Genomic DNA, 22,019 nt, shown 5'->3' with positions numbered 1-22,019 from the left:
TAAATTTTTAATTTTTATTAATTTGATGTTAAGAGCCCTGTTTTTTTAAGGGTGATTGATTTTTTAAGAGTAAAATGACTTGAAATTAATATATTTGTAAAAAAAAGTCAGAAATATGTCCACTCTAAGATTTTTCGCCATAAAAGAAACATTAAACAGAAAACCAGTTGTTATAACAGAAGAGAAGCGCCGTTCGGAAATTTTTGGACAAAACGTTTACGATTCTAAAAAAATGCGTCAAACACTTACAAGTGGTGCATTTGTAAGTTTAACAAATGCTATTGAAAAAGGTGGTAAGATAGATAGAGCAATTGCAGACCAAATAGCTTCGGCAATGAAAGATTGGGCTTTGTCTAAAGGTGTGACACATTATACGCATTGGTTTCAACCATTAACTGGGGCTACAGCAGAAAAGCATGATGCTTTTTTTGAAACTATTGAAAATAATGGAGCAATAGAAAAATTTGGAGGTACTCAATTAGTGCAGCAAGAGCCAGATGCATCTAGTTTCCCAAATGGAGGTATTCGTAATACATTCGAAGCTAGAGGTTATACTGCTTGGGATCCAACATCTCCAGCCTTTGTATACGGTACAACATTATGTATACCAACAGTATTTGTTGCTTATACAGGAGAGGCTTTAGATTATAAAACACCTTTGTTAAGAGCATTACAAGCTGTGGATAATGCAGCAGTTGCTGTTTGTAAATATTTCGATAAAAATGTAAAAAAGGTAAATGCGTCTTTGGGTTGGGAGCAGGAGTATTTTTTGATAGACAGTGCTTTAGTGTCTTCTCGTCCAGATATTCAATTAACAGGTAGAACGCTATTAGGTCATGCCTCTGCTAAAGGTCAGCAATTAGACGATCATTATTTTGGTACCATCCCAAACCGTGCAATGTCTTACATGCGAGACCTGGAAACCGAATGTATGTTATTAGGTATTCCTGTTAAAACAAGACATAACGAAGTTGCTCCAAATCAATTTGAGCTTGCTCCTATATATGAAGAAGCTAATTTAGCTGTCGACCATAATGCATTACTAATGGATGTTATGGATAAGGTGGCGGAGCGTCATAATTTTAAAGTATTGTTTCATGAAAAGCCTTTTAAAGGTATTAATGGCTCTGGAAAGCATAATAATTGGAGTTTAAGTACAGATACAGGTGTTAATTTATTAAGTCCCGGAAAGACGCCAATGAGTAACCTTCAGTTTCTTACTTTCTTTATAAATACAATAAAAGCGGTTAATGATAATGAAGAGTTACTTCGTGCAGCAATAGCATCTGCAAGTAATGACCATAGGTTGGGAGCAAATGAAGCGCCACCTGCAATTATCTCAGTGTTTATTGGGGAGCAGCTAACTCATGTTTTAAATGAATTAGAAAACGTAACCAACGGAAAATTATCACCTCAAGAAAAAACCGACTTAAAACTTAATGTTGTTGGGAAAATTCCAGAGATATTATTAGATAATACAGATAGAAACAGAACATCACCTTTTGCATTTACAGGAAATAAATTTGAATTTAGAGCAGTAGGTTCTAAAGCTAATTGTGCAAACCCAATGACGTTGCTAAATTCTATTGTTGCAAAGCAATTAATTGATTTTAAAGTTGAGGTAGATGCTTTAATAGCTAAAAAAGATCTTAAAAAGGATGAAGCTGTCTTTAATATATTAAGAGAATATATTAAAAAGAGTAAAGCTGTTTTGTTTGAAGGTAATGGCTATGGAGAGGCTTGGGAGAAAGAAGCTAAAAAAAGAGGGTTAAGCAATAATAAGTCTACACCAGAAGCTTTAAAGGCTAAAGTGTCTAAAAAAGCATTGTCTTTATATAAAGACTTAGGTGTAATGAATGCAACAGAGGTGGAGGCGCGTTACGAAATAGAGTTAGAAGATTATATTATGCGTATTCAAATTGAAGGACGTGTGCTTGGAGATCTGGCTAGAAATCATGTTGTGCCGACTGCAGTTAAGTATCAAAATATATTAATTGAAAATGTAAAAGGCTTAAAGGAGATTTATGAAAAAGACTTTAAAAGGGTTTCTAAAGCACAGTTAGAATTAATAGAGGAGATTTCAAAGCATATAGAGTCAATAAATAAGCTAGTAACTAATATGACGGATGCTAGAAGGAAATCTAACTTAATAAAGTCTCTTGAAGATAAATCTGTAGCCTATTGTGATAAGGTTAAGCCATTATTCGAAGAGATAAGATACCATTGTGATAAGTTAGAGTTATTGGTTGATGATGAGCTTTGGCCGCTTACTAAATATAGAGAGTTGTTGTTTACTACGTAATTGTACGTAGTTACGTGTACGTAGTTCTACGTAGTTAAAAAACAAGTAGTTGAAAGAGGTTGGTAGTTTTTTTCTTACTTATTATTGCATTTCATCGGAGTAAATCAAGTACTAATCGAAAAATCAGTTAATTAGGTCTTTTTTTGCATGTATGTTGAAATTTGTATTGAAATATTTCTCTATATTTACAATGCTATTAATCAATATATATTTAACATGAAAAAAGTAATTTTCGGTGCTACGGCACTATTATTCACAGGCGCAATGTTTGCGCAAGTCGCTCAAAGTGACTTAAAAGATGTAAACGGTACTAATTCTCAAGATGCTAGTTTAGCAACAAGTTTTTCTTCTGGAGGTAATTTTGGAGAAGCCGATCAACAAGGTAACGGAAATCAATTGCAAGTACGTCAAGCAGGAGCATGGCAATCTACTTATTCTGAGCAAGGTGATGGACTTGGTACAGGAGGTAACAAAGCTAGAATATGGCAAACTGGAGAAGTTACTCCTCCACCAAGTGGATTTGCTAACGTTTCAGATGTAAGACAATTAGGTACAGAAAACGAATCTACAACTTATCAAGAAGGAGATTTTAACGAAGCAGTTACTCGTCAAGGTCTTAAAGACGGAGGATTAAGTGGAGGTAACAGAGCTTTAATTCAGCATGGTACAGCTGGGCAAGGTGAGTATAATTTTGCTATGGTAGAGCAAGATGGTCAAGATAACCGTTCTAAAACTATTCAGTCTTTCGATAATAATGAAGCTAGAACAGTACAATTGGGTGATAATAACAGAATGAGTATCAGACAAAAATCTGGACCTAATGGTACATCTGGGAACTCTGCGTTAGCTGAGCAATATGGTGATGATAACCACGCTACTACATATCAAGATGGACATGATCAAGAAGCTCATTTAGTTCAGACAGGAGATGATAATAGAGCGAATCAAATTCAAGAAGGAAATAATAATAGAGGCGTAGTAGATCAAGGTCAAGGTTTAATTGATGATACTATAGCTGGTCTTTCTGGACAAGTTTATTTAGATGTTTTTGCTGATTCTGATTATAGTGTTGGTGCTGGAGGATCAGATTCTCAGGCAGGTAAAGCATTGCAAATACAAGATGGTGATGATAACCAAGCTTATTTAGGTCAATTTGGATCTGATGGTGAAGCTAGCAATTACGGTGAACAAAATCAAGTTGGTGATTCTAACTCTGCATCTATGAACCAAAATGCTTTTGGTACTGCTGCAGGTGGTGCTAACTATGGTCGTCAAGATCAAGATGGTGACGGAAACTTTGCTATATTAGGTCAAAATGGTAGAGATCATAAGGCTTACCAAAGACAGGATGGTGATAGTAACTTTGTTATTTCTTCTCAAAAAGGTAACGCTAACTTAGTAAGTACTTTCCAAGGTGGAGATTTTAATGTTGCAATAACTGGACAAAGAGGTCATGATAACCAAGCTTTAGTTGTACAAATGTCTGATAATGGTGCAGGACACTCTTTTGTGTCTAGACAAAATGTATTAGATGGTGGTATGCCAAATGGAGGTAACACTATCGATGTATTACAATTAGGACCTGATGGAGATTTAAACGGTACATTCCCTGGATGTGATTTCCAACCAGAAGTTGATATTAACAGTCCAACAGGACCAGCATCATTTGATTTAGATGCTCCTTGTGGACCAGGATGTTAATCCTAAAGTAGATATATTATATCAAAATAATATTTAATCAAAACATATTAAAAGGAGGATGTCTATATAGCAAGCATCCTCCTTTTTTTTATTAAATTTAAAATTATTATGAAAACAACACAAAATAAAATTAAAGGTGTAGTGGTAGTAATGTTATTGTGTTTTTCTCTTCAATTAAGCTGGAGTCAAACATATAGTTCAGATGTTAGTTCAGATAGCTCAGAAGCGTCAACAACAGTTAATGGTCAAGAATTCTCGCAAAGTCAGTTTGCTTCATTTTTCGATACAACACCAAATACAAGATTAGAGGTTATACAAAGTAATTCCTTGGTAATTGAGCAAGTTGGTTCTAATAATAATGTTAGTGCTAAAGTAGCTACAAGAGCTAGTGATATTAATGTTTATCAAAATGGATTAAATAATAATATTGGTTTAACTTATAAGGTAGATGCAGTAGTTGCAACACTAGAACAGAATGGAAACGAAAATACTATTCTTGATTATGTTATAGATCCTACAGCAAAAGTGTCTCTAGAATTACAGCAAAATGGAAACAACTTAACCTTCGATAAATTTGGGACAAATAATATTACTAAAAACATTAAATTTAACCAAACAGAAGCTTCTCCTACTATAATTATAAGAAGCTTTAATTAATATTATGCTCCCAAAAAAAAGATTAGTTTTAACTTTGGTTTATGTGCTAACAAGCATGTTTGTCTGTGCTCAGAAATTTTACAATAAAGATGTTAATGCGCTTATTAAATTCGATAAAACAAGTGAGTTTACAATTTTTAGTGCGACAGCAGAAAATCTAACTTATTCAGATCTTAGTTTAAGATATGAATTTATGGTGTTTAAAAAAGACTCTGCTGATAATACAGCTAAGTCTTTACAAGGAAATCGCTTCTTTTTAGAGGCAAATGAAAAAAAAATATTATCTTCCATTACATTAAATAATGTAATAGCAGGGAAAGTAACCTTATTATTACTTGTATATCCTGTTCTTGATGGAGAAGAAAATACTGGAGCAATTAGTAAAGATCGAATAGAAGTAACAAGTAATAAAAATGGTCAATTACAATTAAAACTAGACCCTAATAGAAAAGAATTATTAAGAGAAGAAGCACAGGATGGTATTTTTTTACAAGGTTTAGTTGTTAAGAAAGTATTAACTAAGTCGGGTAGAGATTTTTATAAATATTTTTATGCTGAATACTTTAATAAACAAATAAAAACTGAAAAACATATTGTTATAGAGGAGGTTCCAGGACAGCGACGTAGTACTAGAATATCTGTAAAAGTAGATGGGCAGTTAGTTTGGCAATTTTTTTCGCAACCAAAAAAAGATTATTTAACTAAAATGGCAAATACTGCTTTGGATAGGAGTATTAGATATTTACAACAATTACAAAAACAAAAACAAACCCTAACACGCTATTGATTATGAAATATAAACTTTTTATAGTAATGTTCTTTGGATTACTATCTTACACTTTTGCACAACAATTTAGTTATAAACCATTAAATCCAGCTTTTGGTGGAGATACATTTAATTATAGCTGGTTATTAAGTTCTGCTACGGCTCAAAATGGACTTACGGCAGAAAGAACTGTAACCGAGGAGCAATCAGAATTGGAAAGATTTGGAGATCAATTAAATCAACAAGTGCTTAGTCAAATTTCAAGAACCTTATTGGCTCAACAAGTAGATGCTGTGGGTGATTTTAATCAAGAAGGGACTTTTACTTTTGGATCCTTAAATGTTGAGGTTTTTGAGTCTGATGAAGGCTTGGTGATAAATATATTAGATACCTTAAATGGTGAGCAAACCCAAGTTATAGTTCCAAATCCGTAAATTTTTTTGCCTCTTATGATGAATTTTAAAAAGCTAATAGCCATTTTGGCTATTTATTTGTGTTTAAGTTCCTGTGGAACTTATTTTAACCAGCCTTTCTCTCAGGAGCCTGCAAGAATAGGTGAATTTTCGAAATCTACAAACAAACTATTAGATCTTCCGCCTTCTAAAGTACCAATGGAAGTCGCTGTTTATAATTTTAGTGATCAAACAGGTCAGTATAAGGCAGTTGAGAACGGAAGTACTTTTAGTACAGCAGTTACCCAAGGTGCAACATCAATGTTAATAAAAGCATTAAGTGATTCTGGATATTTTGTTCCGCTTGAAAGAGAAAACTTTGTTAATTTATCTACAGAAAGGAATATTATAAGTAACACTAAACAGCAGTATATTAAAGGATTAAACCCTAATGAGCCGCAAATAGATCCGTTATTATATGCTGGATTAATTCTAGAAGGAGGTATTATTTCTTATGATACTAATATAGTAACAGGTGGAGCAGGAGCGCGTTATTTTGGTGTTGGAGGATCAGCAAGATATAGGCAAGATCGCATTACTATTTATTTAAGAGCTGTGTCTACTAAAACTGGTGAAATAATTAATAACATATATGTTTCAAAAACCATTTTGTCTCAAGCTGTAGATGTTAGTTTGTTTCGATTTGTGAAATTTCAGAAATTACTTGAAGCTGAAACAGGTTTTACTCAAAATGAGCCTGTGCAGCTAGCTGTAAAAGATGCGATCGAGAAAGCTGTTCACGATTTAATTCTAGAAGGAATTGCAGATGGATATTGGTCAACTAAGGCAGGAGTAGATGTCGATAAAGAGTTGGTTAAGGAATATAATGAAGAAAAGGAAGCAGCAAATGTAACCGAGTTATTTAATAGGTTTACTTTTAAAAGAAGAACAGATAATGTGTTACACGCATCAATTGGTGCAGCCAAAATAAATGGCGATTACATTAATCCTAAATATAAATTGAACTCTAGAGTTGGTTATAAAAGGCATCTTAATTCTCACTTTAATTTAAATCTAAATGCAAATAAATTTAGTTTAGCAAACGAAGATATTTTTGAAAAAAGCTTTGTTTCAATAGATGCAAATGTAGAGTATACAGTGTTGCCATCAGATAAGTTTACACCATTTGTATATGCAGGAGGAGGTACAAATATTTCTAACGATTTTAATAATATTAATCCAAAACTTCAAGTTGGAGGAGGAGTAGAGTATTTAGTTACAGAAAGAATAGGTATTGTTGGTTATCTAGAAAACAGTTTTGTTTTTAGTGATCTTGTAGATGATATTGCTAATGGCTCTAAAGATGATATGTATTTAAGATTAGGAGTTGGTTTAAATTTTTATATCGGTAATTATAATACTAAAAAAGATAAAGAAAGGGAGATTAAGAAAGCAAGGAATAAGGAGTTAAAAGAGATCAGGAAAGAAAATATCAATAAAGAATTATTGCAAAAAAGAACTCTTAAAGAGGCTGAGAAAAATAAAAAAGAAGAGGATCAAAATGAAGAAGGGAATTAATAAAACTACTATAATGAAAACGTTAAATTATATAACAAGTCTAATCGTAGTGATGTTATTCATGACTACGTGTAGCGAGGATCAAATAGACGGAGTGAGAATAGGAACCATTAATGGTAAAGTAGTAGCAGAAGGTACTAATTCTCCTTTGCAAAACGTTAAGGTGTCTACAAATCCTGTTACGAGTACTGTGTTTTCAGATGCAGATGGTAATTTTGTAATTGAGAATGCTTTAGTCGAAACTTATGCCGTTCAAGCAGAGTTAGATGGTTTTGTTACTGCTTTTGAGTCTGTTACTGTATTAGAAAATACAGCAACAGTTGTAGCTTTTGAGTTGATAACATCTAATGCAAACAACCAACCTCCTGCCGTACCTAATTTGGCTTTTCCTGAGGACTTGGCAGAAGCAGTAGATTTGGATGTGCAGTTTACTTGGGAGTCAAGTGATTCAGATGCAAATGACGAATTATCCTATACTTTAGAGTTGAGAAATGGTAATACAAATGAGATTGAATTGTTTGAGACAGCTCAGGATACTTTTTATATTGCTAGTAATCTACAATTATCTACAACCTATTTTTGGCAGGTTACTGTAAGCGATGGTACTAATGACGATGTTAGTTCTGCAATTAGTCAGTTTTCTACAATAACAACACCTAATAATCCGTATGTTTTTGTAAAAGAAGAAAATGGTAATAGTGTTATTTATTCTGGAGATGAAGATCCAGAAGGAGGTTCAGATTCAGAACTAGATTTTAATTTATTAAAGTTAACAAGTGAAACAAATAACAGTTTTAGGCCAAGAACAAATATCGCTCTAAATAAAATAGCATATTTAAGGACAGTAGGAGGTAATGCACAAATTTTTACAATGAATACCGATGGGTCCAGTAAAGTACAAGTAACCAATACTATTCCAGTGGCAGGTTTTAGATTAGAACATATAGATTTTTGTTGGGCGCAAAATGGAAGTAAACTTTATTATCCAAATTTTGATAAATTATATTCAATTAACACAGATGGAAGTGGCCTTAGTAGTCCTCCCATTTTTACAACAGCAGATGGTTCGTTTATTTCTGAAGTAGAAAGTGTTGCTTTCGATAATGATTTGGTTGTATTAAAAACAAACACAGCAAATGGTTATAATGCTAGAATTTTTACAGTAAGGTTATCTACAGCAATGGAAGAGGATGTTATTGTAGAAGGATTGGCAGGCGCATTAGGAGGGATAGATGTCACTGCAAATGGAAACCAAGTTATTTATACACGCGATTTGTCTGGAAACGAAAATTTAAGTTATAGACAATTTCAAAGTAGAGTGTTTGTTTATGATATTAATACTTCTACAAATACACAAATTATTACAGATGCTTTAATTGGACAGAACGATTTAGATGTCAAATTTGCGCCAAATGAAGGTGGTTTTATATTTACAAGAGTAGACAGTAATTTAGAAGCAATACCACGTGTGTTTAAATATCAATTTGGAGCTGCAACTAATGAAACTGAATTATTTACAGAAGCCTCAATGCCAGATTGGGACTAATTATCTAGAAAAACAATACTCAATATCAAAATACTTAAATATATTAAAAGCACATAAATTCGTTTGTGTGCTTTTTTTATTTCAATTTATTTAATATGTTATTTTAATCTTCATTTGGTATAACTACTAATAAAACTATCTTTGTGTTTTAATACAATATTATGAGCTCAGAAATAAGTAAACGTTACAGTCAAAGAGGTGTTTCAGCATCAAAAGAAGATGTGCATAATGCTATAAAAAACATAGACAAAGGCTTGTTTCCTAAAGCGTTTTGCAAAATTGTACCAGATTATCTAACAAATGATGATGATTACTGCTTAATCATGCATGCTGATGGAGCAGGTACAAAAAGTGCTTTAGCATATATGTATTGGAAAGAAACCGGAGATGTTTCAGTTTGGAAAGGCATCGCTCAAGATGCTTTAATAATGAATATCGACGATCTACTTTGTGTTGGTGCTACAGACAATATTATGCTGTCGTCTACTATTGGTAGAAATAAAAATTTAATTACAGGAGAAGTACTTTCTGCAATTATTAATGGAACTGAAGAGCTTATTCAAGATTTAAAAACATTTGGAGTAACCATCCATTCTACTGGAGGAGAAACTGCAGATGTTGGAGATTTAGTAAGAACAATAATTGTAGACTCTACAGTTACTGCTAGAATGAAAAGAAGCGATGTTATAGATAATGCTAACATTAAAGCAGGAGATGTAATTGTTGGATTAGAAAGTTTTGGCCAAGCTACATACGAGAAAGAGTACAATGGAGGTATGGGTAGTAATGGTTTAACATCTGCAAGACATGATGTTTTTAATAACTATTTAGCAAAAAAATACCCAGAAAGTTTTGATGCAGCTGTACCGGAGGATTTAGTGTATTCTGGACAAGTAAAGTTAACAGATGAGGTTGAAGATAGCCCTATAGATGCAGGGAAATTAGTATTGTCTCCAACAAGAACTTATGCTCCAATTATAAAAGAGATTTTATCTAAGTTTACTTCTGAAACTTTACACGGTATGGTACATTGCTCTGGTGGTGCACAAACTAAAATCCTTCATTTTATAGATAATTTGCATATTATAAAAGATAACTTATTTCCAGTGCCACCTTTATTTAAATTAATACAAGAACAATCTAAAACAGATTGGAAAGAAATGTATCAAGTATTTAATTGTGGACATAGAATGGAATTATATGTCTCTCCAGAAATAGCAGAAGATATTATTTCTATTTCTAAATCTTACAATGTTAATGCTCAGATAGTTGGTAAGGTAGAGGATTCTGACGCTAAAAAATTGACAATAAATAGCCCTTTCGGAACGTTTAATTATTAATCATTTTCTAATTCTAAGTTTTAAATTAAAATAATATGAGATTTTGTCTTATAATCCTTACTATACTTTCTTTTCAAATATCTAAAGCACAAGATTCGATTGTAAAAACGCAAGATTCAGTTGTAAAAGTTTTAGATACATTAGCGTGGGTTCAAACAAACAGAGCAGGTTTAGATATTAATGAAGTTACTTTTGTGAATTGGAATGCAGGTGGAAGTAATTCAGTTTCTGCACTTTTTAATATTGTTTCTAGTTTAAGTTATAAAAAAGAAAACCTTATTTGGAAAAGCTCAGTAAGAACACGTTATGGAGTTAATAAACAGGAAAATCAGAAATTAAGAAAAACGGAAGACGAATTAGAGTTAATTTCGACTATAGGTTACAGAAAAGATACTTTAACTAACTGGTATTATTCTGGACGTTTTAATTTTAAAACACAGTACTCTAATGGTTATAATTATCCTAATAGAGAAAACCCTATTTCTCGTTTCATGGCTCCAGGATATTTATTTATAGGTGGAGGTGTTGAATATGGTAAAAATCTCGAAAAATTATCTTTCTATTTCTCTCCTTTAACTTTTAAAGGCACTTTCGTTTTAGACCAAGAATTAGCAGATGCCGGTTCTTTTGGTGTTGATGCAGCTGTATATGATGCTTTAGGAAATAGAATTAAAAAAGGAGAAAATGCGAGAACAGAAATGGGTGTTCTAATTACAAATTCCTATGAAACCGAAGTTTTTGAAAACATCTATGTTAGAAATCAATTAAGCCTTTATACAGATTATCTTAATAGTTTTGGTAATGTTGATGTCGATTGGGAAGTTGTTTTCGATTTTAAGGTTAACGATTATGTGAAAGCAACTTTAGGTTCGCATATTAAATATGATAATGATATTAAAACGCAACAAGAAACTGCTGTTGCAGATGTATTTATAGAAAGAGGAGCTAAACTACAATGGAAACAAATTCTAGGAGTTGGTGTTACTATGGATTTATAAAGCATTATAATTGAAAAATAAACTAATAGTAAAAATAGTAACGCTAGTTATAGTTATAATAAATATAGCTTCAGTTTTGTTTTTAGATTTTTTTATTAGCCAACTTGTTAGGTTGGCTTTAAGTGCTTTGTTTCTTATACTTTTTTTATTTCTTAAAACTAGAAATAAATTATATTTAGTCTTTTTGGTGTTTATGGTTATTGCAGATATAGTAGATTTATATTATACTAAACCGTATATAACCGAGATTTATTCTCTAATAAAAATGATTGCATTTTCTTTATTAGCGTTTAGTGTTTTGAAAAAAATAAAAATTCAAAAATTAGAATATAAAGTAGTTATATTATTTTCAGTTGTTGTTGGGATTAATTTATTAATAGCATATAAATTAGTTAGTGAGACATCTAATTTATTGTATAATAACATAGAAAGAATAGCTATGTTTGCAAATTGGATTGTTAGCATTTCTGTAGCTGCTGTAGCAGCTAAATACTATTTTGATTCCGAATCGAAAAAGGCTTTTTATTTTATGTGCTTTACTTTCCTATTTATATTTACAGATTTATGTGGCTTTATATCTAATTCTTTTGGAATGCATTTATTTCTGTATTTAGAACGTATTTTATACTTTTTAGCTTACATGTATTTATCCTTTTATTTGTGTTTTACTGAAGAAAATAAGGATGATGTATTAGAGTTGTTTTAAATAAAACCTTTTATCAATAACAAGAAACTACAAGTTATTAAAGAGTCAATAGCATAAAGAGTAGCAACTAATTTAAAATTAGAAACGCCTACCATTTTATAGAATTTTAATTTTCTTCGCATGTTTCTATCATTAATCATTAGCCAAAATAAGAGCATTAAAAATAATTTGGTTAATAGCGCGCAAACTATTCCAGGATTATAGATCGTTACTAATACAGTAACAACAAAAGACCACACGGCAATTGGTCTGTAATAAAATAGTATGGCTCTAAATTGGTTAAGCATAGCTCATTTATAACGAAAGTTCTAGAAAAATATTTTAAACTATAATCATCAGTTTTAAGTATAAAATATTGTTTCTTAGGCATAACAATAATTACTATCTTCGTAAGACCAAATTATAACCTATTTATTTACTTTGTATTATCAAAAGCTATTATATTCTATAGCAGTTACTTTATTTTCAACTGGTATTTATACTGTCGCAAAGCTGTCATTCGATGCTTATGTCGTTCAAACCATGATTACATCTTTAGTATTTACAGCTGTATATTTTTATATAGGTTGTTATAAACATAAAACGGCTACAGTTATAATGTTTCTGTTTGTTCTTTTCGATATACTTACTTTTTTTGTGCAAACACCAGTAATAACTAAGTTGTCTATAATAGTTCGGGCAGTTATATTTTTATTATTATCTAGTTTAATAATAAAGAAAATTAGCATTAAGGAAAGAAGCTATTCTATGATTTTAATTTTTTCTTCAATAGCAATGTTAAATGGATACTTAGTTTATTTATTAATTTCTTCGGTAGATATTCAAAAATTTGGTTTTGTAGATAGAGCCTTTTTTATAATTCCAAGTATTATAATGATTGTAATGTGCGTCTTTTCTGCAAATTATAATTTTAATAGATTTCATTTGCGTTCAACACTCTTTTTGTTAGCAACGTTTTGCGTAGCATTTGCTGATGTTTCTATGTTTTGCGGCTATTTCTTAGAGTTTAAATACATGTTTTATTTAGAGCGTTTTTTCACAGTATCGGCATTTTTAACTTTTGTAAACTACGTTATGTTAGAGAACAAAAAAAGAGCGCAAAATTCAGTAGAGAAAACCACTTATTATTATTGATTATTTATCGTATTTTTGCTCAATAACGCAAAATATTTATGTTAGATAAATTACAAATAGTAAAACAACGTTTTGATGAGGTTAGTGATTTAATCATTCAACCTGATATTATTTCAGATCAAAAAACTTATGTTGAGCTAACTAGAGAATACAAAAGTTTACGTTTATTAATGGATAAACGTGAATTATATATAGAGCAGACTAATAATTTAGCTGAAGCTGAAGAAATAATATCAGACGGTAGTGATGCCGAAATGGTAGACATGGCTAAAATGCAATACGATGATGCTAAAGCTCAAATTCCATTATTAGAGGAAGAAATAAAATTATTACTAATCCCTAAGGATCCTCAAGATGCTAAAAATGCTGTTGTAGAATTAAGAGCAGGAGCAGGTGGAGACGAAGCAAGTATTTTTGCTGGAGACTTGTTTAGAATGTATAGTAAGTACTGTGAAAACAGAGGTTGGAAAGTAGATACTGTAGATTATAGTGAAGGAACAAACGGAGGTTTTAAAGAAATTCAGTTTGAAGTTTCTGGAGACGATGTTTATGGAACTTTAAAGTTTGAAGCAGGAGTACACCGTGTACAACGTGTACCACAAACAGAAACTCAAGGTCGTGTGCATACAAGTGCAGCTACAGTAATGGTATTTCCAGAAGCCGAAGAGTTTGATGTCGTTGTTGAAGCAAAAGACGTAAGAGTAGATTTCTTTTGTTCTTCAGGTCCAGGAGGTCAATCGGTAAACACAACGTATTCAGCAGTACGTTTAACGCACATTCCAACAGGATTAGTGGCGCAATGTCAAGATCAAAAATCGCAGCATAAGAATAAAGAGAAAGCCTTTAAGGTTTTACGTTCGCGTTTATACGATTTAGAATTAGCTAAAAAGAACGAAGAAGATGCTGCTTTAAGAGGTACTATGGTAACTTCTGGAGATAGAAGTGCTAAAATTAGAACTTATAACTATTCTCAAGGACGTGTAACAGATCACAGAATTGGGTTAACACTTTACGATTTACAAAACATTGTAAATGGTGACATTCAAAAAATATTAGACGAATTAATGCTAGCCGATAATACTGAGAAGTTAAAGGCTAACAATGATTTACTTTAAATTTAAAGCCTCTTTTTTAGAGGCTTTTTTATTATATAAAAATTAAACTATTTTGTTACACCACACATAAGAGCAACATTTGTTGCAGTATGATGTGGAACTCACATTTTTAAGGCATGACAACACAGCAACTAACAACACAAATTAAAAAAAAGAACTCTTTCTTATGTATAGGGTTAGACGTTGATTTAAATAAAATTCCAAAGCATTTATTAGAATTAGAAGATCCTATTTTCGAATTCAACAAAGCAATTATAGATGCAACACATCATTTGTGTGTAGCTTATAAACCAAACACTGCCTTTTACGAAGCTTATGGAATTAAAGGTTGGCAAGCTTTAGAAAAAACAATAAAATACTTAAATAAAAACCATCCTGAAATTTTTACAATTGCAGATGCAAAACGTGGAGACATTGGTAATACAAGTACTATGTATGCAAAAGCCTTTTTCGAAGACTTAGCGTTCGACAGTGTTACTGTAGCACCATATATGGGAAAAGACTCAGTAGAGCCTTTCTTAGCTTTTAAAGATAAGCATACTATAATGTTAGCATTAACGTCTAACCAAGGTGCTTTCGATTTTCAAACAAAGCAAGTAGATGGTAAAGAGCTTTACAAACAAGTTTTAGAAACGTCTAAAAATTGGGAGAACTCAGAAAATTTAATGTATGTTGTTGGTGCAACAAAAGCAGAATACTTTGCAGAGATTAGAAAAATTATTCCAAATAGTTTTCTTTTAGTTCCAGGTGTTGGCGCTCAAGGTGGAAACCTTCAAGACGTTTGTAAATATGGAATGAGTGATAATGTTGGTTTGCTTATTAATTCTTCTAGAGGCATTATTTATGCTTCAAACAATAAAGACTTTGCACAAGCAGCGGCTACAAAGGCAGCAGACTTGCAACAACAAATGGAAGTTGTCTTAAATAGCTAACCAATCTTTTTAAGGTAGAAGCTAAATCTATTGTAATGAAACTAAAAGACCAAATAGGAAATCTAATAGAAGTAAATACTACTCCAAAACGTATTGTCTCCTTAGTGCCATCGCAAACCGAGCTGCTTTACGATTTAGGTCTTGAAGATGCTATAGTTGGTCTAACAAAATTTTGCATACATCCCATTCAATTAAAAACTACAGAAAAAGTAGTTGGAGGCACAAAGCAAATTAATCTCGAGAAAATAAAGACACTTAAGCCAGATATTATTCTTTGTAATAAAGAAGAAAACACAAAAGAGATAGTAGAAGCTTGCGAAAGTATCTGCACAACTCACGTGTCAGATATTTTTACAATAGAAGACAGTTTAGAGCTTATAACTCAATATGGGAAAATTTTTAATAAGAAAGTAAGCGCGACAAAAATCTCAAATCAAATTAATGCTAATTTAACCAATTTTAAAGCCTTTGTAAAAGATAAGCCAACTCTAAAAGTAGCTTATTTTATATGGAGAAAACCATGGATGGTAGCAGGTAATAATACATTTATAAATCATTTATTAGAATTAAATAAATTCGAAAATGTTTATAATAACTTAGAACGCTATCCCGAAATAGAATTAGAAAACTTAAGCTCAAACGGTGATCCCGAAATTGTATTACTGTCTAGCGAACCTTACCCATTTAAAAACGAACATGCCATAGAAATAAACAACGCATCTCCTCACACAATAACAGTTCTTGTAGATGGAGAAATGTTTTCCTGGTATGGTTCTAGACTTATAAAAGCATTTAATTATTTTAAGACGCTACGTCAAAACCTTTAGGTTGCTTTTTATTATCCAGCACAGTTTTAAAAGACTGTTGCATAGCCTTTTCTTTTAATACATTTATTTTATAGGACTTATTTAAATTAGGCCTTATTTTTCCAACTTTACAAAAATGTGTATTCATATCTTTCTTTTTATATAAATACGAGTAGTTTTCTTACTTAGATCTCGATTAAATAAAAAATATAAAAATTTATAGTGTAGTCTGTGGGTTGTCACGAAATAGAAACTTAATCTTGTTTAATTTGTGTAGTAATTTTAACGCCTTAAACTCAGAGTCGTCACTAAGCGCATGGTCTGTTTCTCTTAAATTATAAGCTTGTTCTATTAGCTGCAGGTACCGGCTGTTCAGTTTTTGATGATGAGATTCTAATAGATTTACTTTTTTCATAATAATTAGAGCTTAGTCTTATAAAAATACGTTAAATATTGATAATAAGCAACTTATGTTGTTTGTAGGCTGATTGCATTATAAAAAAAGCCAATCTAAATTTTTAGATTGGCTTTAAATATTTTTTACTAAACTAACTAACTCAAGTAAATTATGGAGAATAAAACTTGAAGTACAAAAGTATAGAAATCCCTTTGAGCTTATGTTACCAAAACTTTAGCTTAGTATTATTAATTTGTATATTTTTATTAAATTAATCCTGTAGAGCAAAAACTTTCTGTAATAATGCAGTTGTTCTAGACGATGCTTTTTCTCTAATTTCTAGTTCTTCAACAGCAATCATTTTATAAACACCTTTTAAAGCTTCAGTAGTAACGTAATCTGTTAAATCAGGATTTACATCACTAGTAAAAGGTATTGTGTTATACTTATTTATTAAGTTAGACCAAATTTGATCTGCACCAACCTTAGCAAAACTATTTTTAATTACAGGATTAAATTTAGCATATAAAGCTGTTTGTGTTTTTCCGTTTAAGTACTGTGTTGCTGCATCTTTATCTCCTAATAAAATGTTTTTAGCATCGTTAAAAGTGATGTCTTTAACTGCATCAACAAATATAGGTGTTGCCTCTCCAACAGCATCTTCTGCTGCACGGTTTAATACTTTTAAACCTTCGTCTGCCAAGCTGCTAAGTCCAATATCACGTAATGCTTTATCTACTTTTTGTAACTCTGCAGGTAATAATATTTTTACCAAATCGTTCTTAAAAAAACCATCCGTAGACGTTAATTTACTTACTTGTTTATCTATTCCAAGATCAAGAGCTTCGCGTAATCCGTTACCAATATCTAATTGAGAAATAGCACCAGTACCTTGAGGTAATTGACTTACAACTTGTTGTAATTCTGCACAAGCAGATAAATTTAATACTAATAAAAGGGCAATAAATTTTTTCATCTTTTGTTATTTTAAGTGGTAAAGGTAATAATTATTAGAGCAAATATTTTGTTAAAACTATTCCGCAAGCTCCACAGCTTTAAAAAAACATCGCGTTTTCCGTTATATCTTTTTTTTGCCATATATGGCAGCAAAAAAAAGGATGCCACTGCAACCGCTTTTGCAAAATCACTGTTATGAGAAAATAACGGTTTTATTATTAAACACCATTACCTTACGTTTTATGTGTAATTTAATAGCATTAGCTAAAACAACACGCTCTAAGTCTCGACCTTTTGCTATTAAATCTTCAATAGTATAAGTGTGAGAAATACGCTCTACATCTTGTTCTATAATTGGTCCTGCATCCAATTCCTCGGTTACATAATGGCTAGTTGCTCCAATAATTTTTACACCACGTTTATAAGCCGAGTGGTAAGGCTTTGCTCCAACAAAAGCAGGTAAAAACGAATGGTGAATATTGATAACCTTATTAGGAAACTTATTAATAATTTTGCTAGACACAATTTGCATGTAACGTGCTAAAACAATAAAATCGATACCATGAGCATCGCATAATTTTAATTGCTGTGCTTCGGCTTCAGCTTTAGTGTCTTTTGTTACAGGAATATGATAAAACGGAATATTAAAACTATCTGCAATAGGTTTTAATGTATTGTGATTACTAATAATAAACGGAATTTCTAAATTAAGTTCACCAGAGTTATAGCGACCTAAAAGGTCGTACAAACAATGGTCGTATTTAGAAACAAATAGTGCCATTTTAGGTTTTTCCTCATCATTATAAATACGCCACTTCATGTTAAATCTTTCGGCTAACTCCGTTTTAAAGCTAAGTTTAAAGGCTTCCATAGAAAAAGAAGTAAATTCACTTTCTAGACGCATAAAGAAAATATCTTGTTCTCTATCTACATGTTGGTCTATGTAAACAATGTTTCCATTATTGTTGGCGATAAAATTAGTAACTGTAGCAATAATTCCAGATTGGTCTTTGCAATGTATTTGTAATGTGATTTTTTTCATTTTTGTTTCCGCGAAAGCGTTAATTTTTCACCTGTATATAATTCCGCTAAAGCGAAAAACTGAGTGTTAATAGCATTACTAAAGTACTATAAATTGGGCTGAGTAATTTTATTCACTAAAACTTTTAGATAATTGTAGTTTTTAGAGCAAATTTTTTGATTATTCCGTAAATTGCACGCTTAAATCAGATTATTTTTTCCGAATGATACAAGCAACACCATACAAACCAAAATATAAAGTTAGAATTGTAACAGCAGCAGCCTTATTCGATGGGCACGATGCCTCCATAAATATTATGCGACGTATTATCCAATCTACTGGAGTTGAGGTTATTCACTTAGGACACGATAGAAGTGTTGACGAAGTAGTAAACACTGCCATTCAAGAAGATGCAAATGCTATTTGCTTAACGTCTTATCAAGGTGGACATAATGAGTATTTTAAATACATGTACGATCTTTTAAAAGAAAGAGGTGCAGAACATATTAAAATCTTCGGAGGAGGAGGAGGTGTAATTTTACCTTCAGAAATTAAAGAATTAATGGATTACGGTATTTCTCGTATTTACTCACCAGACGATGGTCGTGAAATGGGATTACAGGGTATGATTAACGATTTGGTTAAACAATCAGATTTTGCAATTGGAGACAAATTAAGTAACGAAGTAGAAATGCTTCATACTAAAAACCCAAAAGCAATAGCTAGAGTTATTTCTTCGGCAGAAAACTTTCCAGAAGTTGCCAAAGATGCTTTAGATAAAATTCATGCTAAAAATAAAAAATCTAAAACACCTGTTTTAGGTATTACAGGAACAGGAGGTTCAGGTAAATCGTCATTAGTAGATGAATTAGTAAGACGTTTTCTTATAGATTTTCCAGAAAAAACGGTTGGTTTAGTATCTGTAGATCCATCTAAACGTAAAACAGGAGGAGCACTTTTAGGAGATAGAATTAGAATGAACGCTATTAACTCTCCAAGAGTCTATATGCGTAGTTTGGCTACACGTCAAAGTAATTTAGCATTATCTAAGTATGTAAACGAAGCAGTACAGGTTTTAAAAGCTGCAGAATACGATTTAATTATACTTGAAACTTCTGGTATTGGGCAATCCGATACTGAGATTATGGAGCACAGTGATGTTGCTTTATACGTTATGACTCCAGAATTTGGTGCAGCAACACAACTTGAGAAAATCGACATGCTTGATTTTGCAGATTTAGTTGCCATTAATAAATTCGATAAACGTGGTTCTTTAGATGCTTTACGCGATGTTAAAAAACAATACATGCGTAATAATCATCTTTGGGATGTTCATCAAGATGATTTGCCTGTTTTTGGAACGATAGCGTCTCAATTTAACGATCCTGGAATGAATACGCTTTACAAAGCGATAATGGATAAATTGGTTGAGAAAACCGATAGTGTTTTAAAATCTACTTTCGAGATTTCAGAAGAAATGAGCGAAAAGATTTTTGTTATCCCACCAAGTAGAACACGTTACTTATCTGAAATAGCAGAGAGTAATCGTGCTTACGATAAAACGGCTTCAACTCAAGTTGAGGTTGCACAGAAATTATACGGTATTTATAAAACATTAGAATCTGTTTTAGATGCAAAACCAGAATTAGATAAAGCTGGTATAGCTTCAGAATCTGTTACAGCAACAGAAGACAACAAAGATTTTGTTAGATTATTGGTTTCAGAATTCGATCGTGTAAAATTAAACTTAGATCCTTACAATTGGGAAGTTATTACAGGTTGGGACGAGAAAGTAAATAAATATAAAAATCCTATCTACACTTTTAAAGTAAGAGATAAGGAAATAAAAATAGAAACGCATACAAAGTCATTATCACAAAGTGATATTCCTAAGGTAGCTTTACCAAAGTACAAAGCTTGGGGAGATATTTTAAAATGGTGTTTACAAGAAAATGTACCTGGCGAATTTCCATACACATCAGGATTATATCCTTTTAAACGTACAGGAGAAGATCCAGCACGTATGTTTGCAGGAGAAGGTGGACCAGAACGTACTAACAGACGTTTTCACTATGTAAGTGCAGGTTTACCAGCAAAACGTTTATCTACAGCTTTCGATAGTGTAACGCTATATGGTAACGATCCAGATTTACGTCCGGATATTTACGGTAAAATTGGTAATGCAGGTGTTAGTATTTGTTGTTTAGACGATGCTAAAAAACTGTATTCTGGTTTCGATTTAGCAAGTGCAATGACATCTGTAAGTATGACAATTAATGGTCCTGCTCCTATGTTATTAGGTTTCTTTATGAATGCTGCCATAGACCAACAATGTGAGTTTTACATTAAAGAAAATGGTTTAGAAAAAGAAGTAGAAGCAAAAATTGCTAAACTATATAAAGACAAAGAACGTCCATCTTATAACGGAGAATTGCCAGAAGGAAACAATGGTTTAGGTTTAATGTTATTAGGTGTTACTGGAGATCAAGTATTACCAACAGACGTTTATGCAGAAATAAAAACAAATACAATTGCTCAAGTTAGAGGAACTGTACAAGCCGATATTTTAAAAGAAGATCAAGCGCAAAACACATGTATTTTCTCTACAGAATTTGCATTGCGTTTAATGGGAGATGTGCAAGAGTATTTTATCGACAACAATGTGCGTAACTTTTACTCGGTATCTATTTCTGGATATCATATTGCCGAAGCAGGAGCAAACCCAATTACACAGTTAGCATTAACGTTATCTAATGGTTTCACTTACGTGGAATATTATTTAAGTCGTGGCATGGACATCAATAAATTTGGTCCAAATTTATCGTTCTTTTTCTCTAATGGTATCGATCCAGAATATTCTGTAATTGGTCGTGTGGCTAGAAAGATTTGGTCTAAAGCATTAAAGCATAAATATGGAGCAAACTCAAGAGCACAAATGTTGAAATACCACATCCAAACCTCTGGTAGAAGTTTACATGCTCAGGAAATTGATTTTAACGATATACGTACAACGCTTCAAGCATTATACGCTATTTACGATAACTGTAACTCGTTACATACAAATGCTTACGATGAAGCTATTACTACACCTACGGAAGAGTCTGTACGTCGTGCAATGGCAATTCAGTTAATTATAAACAAGGAGTTAGGATTAGCTAAAAACGAAAACCCAATACAAGGTTCTTTTATTATTGAAGAGTTAACCGATTTAGTAGAGGATGCTGTATTAAAAGAATTCGATCGTATTACCGAAAGAGGTGGCGTTTTAGGTGCAATGGAAACTATGTACCAACGTTCTAAAATACAAGAAGAAAGCCTGTATTACGAGACTTTAAAACATAATGGAGAGTTTCCTATTATTGGTGTAAATACTTTTTTAAGTTCTAAAGGTTCACCAACAGTTGTGCCAAAAGAAGTTATTAGAGCTACAGAAGAGGAAAAGCAATTCCAGATTAAAACACTAGAAAACTTACATAAAGCTAACGATACAAAAGCGATGTTAAAAGACCTTCAAGTAAAGGCAATTAACAACGAAAATATATTTGAAGCATTAATGGAAGTTTGTAAAGTGTGTAGTTTAGGTGAAATTACAGCTTCGTTATTTGAAGTTGGAGGACAGTATAGACGTAACATGTAAGCAGAGAACCATTTTTCGTTTTTACGAAAAGTGA

At 32.0% G+C, this 22,019-nt stretch carries 19 protein-coding genes; 15 read left to right on the top strand and 4 right to left on the bottom strand.

Annotated features, from left to right (window positions below; all coding sequences use genetic code 11):
- Positions 1–115 precede the first annotated feature (115 nt).
- The 10 genes from Q0935_RS14665 (at position 116) to Q0935_RS14620 (ending at position 11,986) form a co-directional block, all read left to right on the top strand.
- Positions 116–2,302 (top strand): glutamine synthetase III, encoded by a 2,187-nt coding sequence (locus Q0935_RS14665; protein ID WP_299254632.1) that lies wholly within the window; start codon positions 116–118, stop codon positions 2,300–2,302.
- A gap of 216 nt (positions 2,303–2,518) precedes the next feature.
- Complete coding sequence (locus tag Q0935_RS14660; RefSeq protein WP_299254635.1) at positions 2,519–4,003, top strand: curlin; 1,485 nt, start codon at positions 2,519–2,521, stop codon at positions 4,001–4,003.
- 108 nt (positions 4,004–4,111) lie between these two features.
- Positions 4,112–4,660 carry a hypothetical protein gene (locus Q0935_RS14655; protein ID WP_299387811.1) on the top strand — a complete coding sequence of 183 codons (549 nt, stop codon included), beginning with the start codon at positions 4,112–4,114 and terminating at the stop codon, positions 4,658–4,660.
- A 4-nt stretch (positions 4,661–4,664) separates the two neighbouring features.
- Positions 4,665–5,447, top strand: a complete 783-nt coding sequence (locus Q0935_RS14650) for a CsgE family curli-type amyloid fiber assembly protein (RefSeq protein WP_299387808.1) — start codon at positions 4,665–4,667, stop codon at positions 5,445–5,447.
- Positions 5,448–5,449: 2 nt separating this feature from the next.
- Positions 5,450–5,860: a curli production assembly/transport component CsgF gene (locus tag Q0935_RS14645; protein ID WP_299254644.1), complete on the top strand. Its 411-nt coding sequence runs from the start codon at positions 5,450–5,452 to the stop codon at positions 5,858–5,860.
- A gap of 15 nt (positions 5,861–5,875) precedes the next feature.
- Entirely contained in the window at positions 5,876–7,396 is a 1,521-nt protein-coding gene (locus Q0935_RS14640; RefSeq protein ID WP_299254647.1) for a CsgG/HfaB family protein, read from the top strand.
- Between the two features lie 13 nt (positions 7,397–7,409).
- Positions 7,410–8,942, top strand: coding sequence for a carboxypeptidase regulatory-like domain-containing protein (locus Q0935_RS14635; RefSeq protein ID WP_299387803.1), 1,533 nt, complete (start codon positions 7,410–7,412; stop codon positions 8,940–8,942).
- 161 nt (positions 8,943–9,103) lie between these two features.
- Positions 9,104–10,282, top strand: a complete 1,179-nt coding sequence (locus tag Q0935_RS14630; protein WP_299387799.1) for an AIR synthase related protein — start codon at positions 9,104–9,106, stop codon at positions 10,280–10,282.
- A gap of 35 nt (positions 10,283–10,317) precedes the next feature.
- Positions 10,318–11,280 (top strand): DUF3078 domain-containing protein, encoded by a 963-nt coding sequence (locus Q0935_RS14625; RefSeq protein WP_299254656.1) that lies wholly within the window; start codon positions 10,318–10,320, stop codon positions 11,278–11,280.
- A 10-nt stretch (positions 11,281–11,290) separates the two neighbouring features.
- Complete coding sequence (locus Q0935_RS14620) at positions 11,291–11,986, top strand: hypothetical protein (protein WP_299387796.1); 696 nt, start codon at positions 11,291–11,293, stop codon at positions 11,984–11,986.
- Here the strand turns inward: Q0935_RS14620 and Q0935_RS14615 are convergent.
- Positions 11,983–12,273: a hypothetical protein gene (locus Q0935_RS14615; protein ID WP_299387794.1), complete on the bottom strand. Its 291-nt coding sequence runs from the start codon at positions 12,271–12,273 to the stop codon at positions 11,983–11,985. The genes Q0935_RS14620 and Q0935_RS14615 overlap by 4 nt on opposite strands.
- A 460-nt stretch (positions 12,274–12,733) precedes the next feature.
- On the opposite strand from Q0935_RS14615, the gene Q0935_RS14610 reads away from it, so the two are divergent.
- The 4 genes from Q0935_RS14610 to Q0935_RS14595 all read left to right on the top strand — a co-directional run bounded on the left by Q0935_RS14610 (position 12,734) and on the right by Q0935_RS14595 (position 15,994).
- Entirely contained in the window at positions 12,734–13,120 is a 387-nt protein-coding gene (locus Q0935_RS14610) for a hypothetical protein (RefSeq protein WP_299387791.1), read from the top strand.
- A gap of 38 nt (positions 13,121–13,158) precedes the next feature.
- A complete protein-coding gene (gene prfA, locus Q0935_RS14605; RefSeq protein WP_299387788.1) occupies positions 13,159–14,235 on the top strand; it encodes a peptide chain release factor 1 in 1,077 nt (358 codons plus the stop codon).
- A 116-nt stretch (positions 14,236–14,351) separates the two neighbouring features.
- Positions 14,352–15,167 carry an orotidine-5'-phosphate decarboxylase gene (gene pyrF, locus Q0935_RS14600; protein WP_299387785.1) on the top strand — a complete coding sequence of 272 codons (816 nt, stop codon included), beginning with the start codon at positions 14,352–14,354 and terminating at the stop codon, positions 15,165–15,167.
- Positions 15,168–15,202: 35 nt separating this feature from the next.
- Positions 15,203–15,994 (top strand): ABC transporter substrate-binding protein, encoded by a 792-nt coding sequence (locus tag Q0935_RS14595; RefSeq protein WP_299387781.1) that lies wholly within the window; start codon positions 15,203–15,205, stop codon positions 15,992–15,994.
- Positions 15,995–16,190: 196 nt separating this feature from the next.
- Here the strand turns inward: Q0935_RS14595 and Q0935_RS14590 are convergent, their stop codons facing one another.
- The 3 genes from Q0935_RS14590 to purU all read right to left on the bottom strand — a co-directional run bounded on the left by Q0935_RS14590 (position 16,191) and on the right by purU (position 18,369).
- Positions 16,191–16,388, bottom strand: coding sequence for a Lacal_2735 family protein (locus tag Q0935_RS14590; protein WP_299387776.1), 198 nt, complete (start codon positions 16,386–16,388; stop codon positions 16,191–16,193).
- Positions 16,389–16,641: 253 nt separating this feature from the next.
- A complete protein-coding gene (locus Q0935_RS14585; protein ID WP_299254675.1) occupies positions 16,642–17,346 on the bottom strand; it encodes a DUF4197 domain-containing protein in 705 nt (234 codons plus the stop codon).
- Between the two features lie 174 nt (positions 17,347–17,520).
- Positions 17,521–18,369, bottom strand: coding sequence for a formyltetrahydrofolate deformylase (purU, locus tag Q0935_RS14580; protein ID WP_299387772.1), 849 nt, complete (start codon positions 18,367–18,369; stop codon positions 17,521–17,523).
- Positions 18,370–18,571: 202 nt separating this feature from the next.
- On the opposite strand from purU, the gene Q0935_RS14575 reads away from it, so the two are divergent.
- Positions 18,572–21,985: a methylmalonyl-CoA mutase family protein gene (locus Q0935_RS14575; RefSeq protein WP_299387767.1), complete on the top strand. Its 3,414-nt coding sequence runs from the start codon at positions 18,572–18,574 to the stop codon at positions 21,983–21,985.
- Positions 21,986–22,019: the final 34 nt, after the last annotated feature.

It is taken from the genome of uncultured Lacinutrix sp., assembly GCF_947500605.1.
Taxonomy (GTDB): Bacteria; Bacteroidota; Bacteroidia; order Flavobacteriales; family Flavobacteriaceae; genus Lacinutrix.
Note: the sequence above shows the minus strand (reverse complement) of the source record. Positions and strands in the feature narration are given on the sequence as shown.

Bases quoted from the DNA above. Each gene is read 5' to 3' on its own strand.
- Q0935_RS14665 (WP_299254632.1), top strand. From the start codon at position 116: ATGTCCACTCTAAGATTTTTCGCCATAAAAGAAACATTAAACAGAAAA.
- Q0935_RS14660 (WP_299254635.1), top strand. From the start codon at position 2,519: ATGAAAAAAGTAATTTTCGGTGCTACGGCACTATTATTCACAGGCGCA.
- Q0935_RS14655 (WP_299387811.1), top strand. From the start codon at position 4,112: ATGAAAACAACACAAAATAAAATTAAAGGTGTAGTGGTAGTAATGTTA.
- Q0935_RS14650 (WP_299387808.1), top strand. From the start codon at position 4,665: ATGCTCCCAAAAAAAAGATTAGTTTTAACTTTGGTTTATGTGCTAACA.
- Q0935_RS14645 (WP_299254644.1), top strand. From the start codon at position 5,450: ATGAAATATAAACTTTTTATAGTAATGTTCTTTGGATTACTATCTTAC.
- Q0935_RS14640 (WP_299254647.1), top strand. From the start codon at position 5,876: ATGATGAATTTTAAAAAGCTAATAGCCATTTTGGCTATTTATTTGTGT.
- Q0935_RS14635 (WP_299387803.1), top strand. From the start codon at position 7,410: ATGAAAACGTTAAATTATATAACAAGTCTAATCGTAGTGATGTTATTC.
- Q0935_RS14630 (WP_299387799.1), top strand. From the start codon at position 9,104: ATGAGCTCAGAAATAAGTAAACGTTACAGTCAAAGAGGTGTTTCAGCA.
- Q0935_RS14625 (WP_299254656.1), top strand. From the start codon at position 10,318: ATGAGATTTTGTCTTATAATCCTTACTATACTTTCTTTTCAAATATCT.
- Q0935_RS14615 (WP_299387794.1), bottom strand. From the start codon at position 12,273: ATGCTTAACCAATTTAGAGCCATACTATTTTATTACAGACCAATTGCC.
- Q0935_RS14610 (WP_299387791.1), top strand. From the start codon at position 12,734: ATGATTTTAATTTTTTCTTCAATAGCAATGTTAAATGGATACTTAGTT.
- prfA (WP_299387788.1), top strand. From the start codon at position 13,159: ATGTTAGATAAATTACAAATAGTAAAACAACGTTTTGATGAGGTTAGT.
- pyrF (WP_299387785.1), top strand. From the start codon at position 14,352: ATGACAACACAGCAACTAACAACACAAATTAAAAAAAAGAACTCTTTC.
- Q0935_RS14595 (WP_299387781.1), top strand. From the start codon at position 15,203: ATGAAACTAAAAGACCAAATAGGAAATCTAATAGAAGTAAATACTACT.
- Q0935_RS14590 (WP_299387776.1), bottom strand. From the start codon at position 16,388: ATGAAAAAAGTAAATCTATTAGAATCTCATCATCAAAAACTGAACAGC.
- Q0935_RS14585 (WP_299254675.1), bottom strand. From the start codon at position 17,346: ATGAAAAAATTTATTGCCCTTTTATTAGTATTAAATTTATCTGCTTGT.
- purU (WP_299387772.1), bottom strand. From the start codon at position 18,369: ATGAAAAAAATCACATTACAAATACATTGCAAAGACCAATCTGGAATT.
- Q0935_RS14575 (WP_299387767.1), top strand. From the start codon at position 18,572: ATGATACAAGCAACACCATACAAACCAAAATATAAAGTTAGAATTGTA.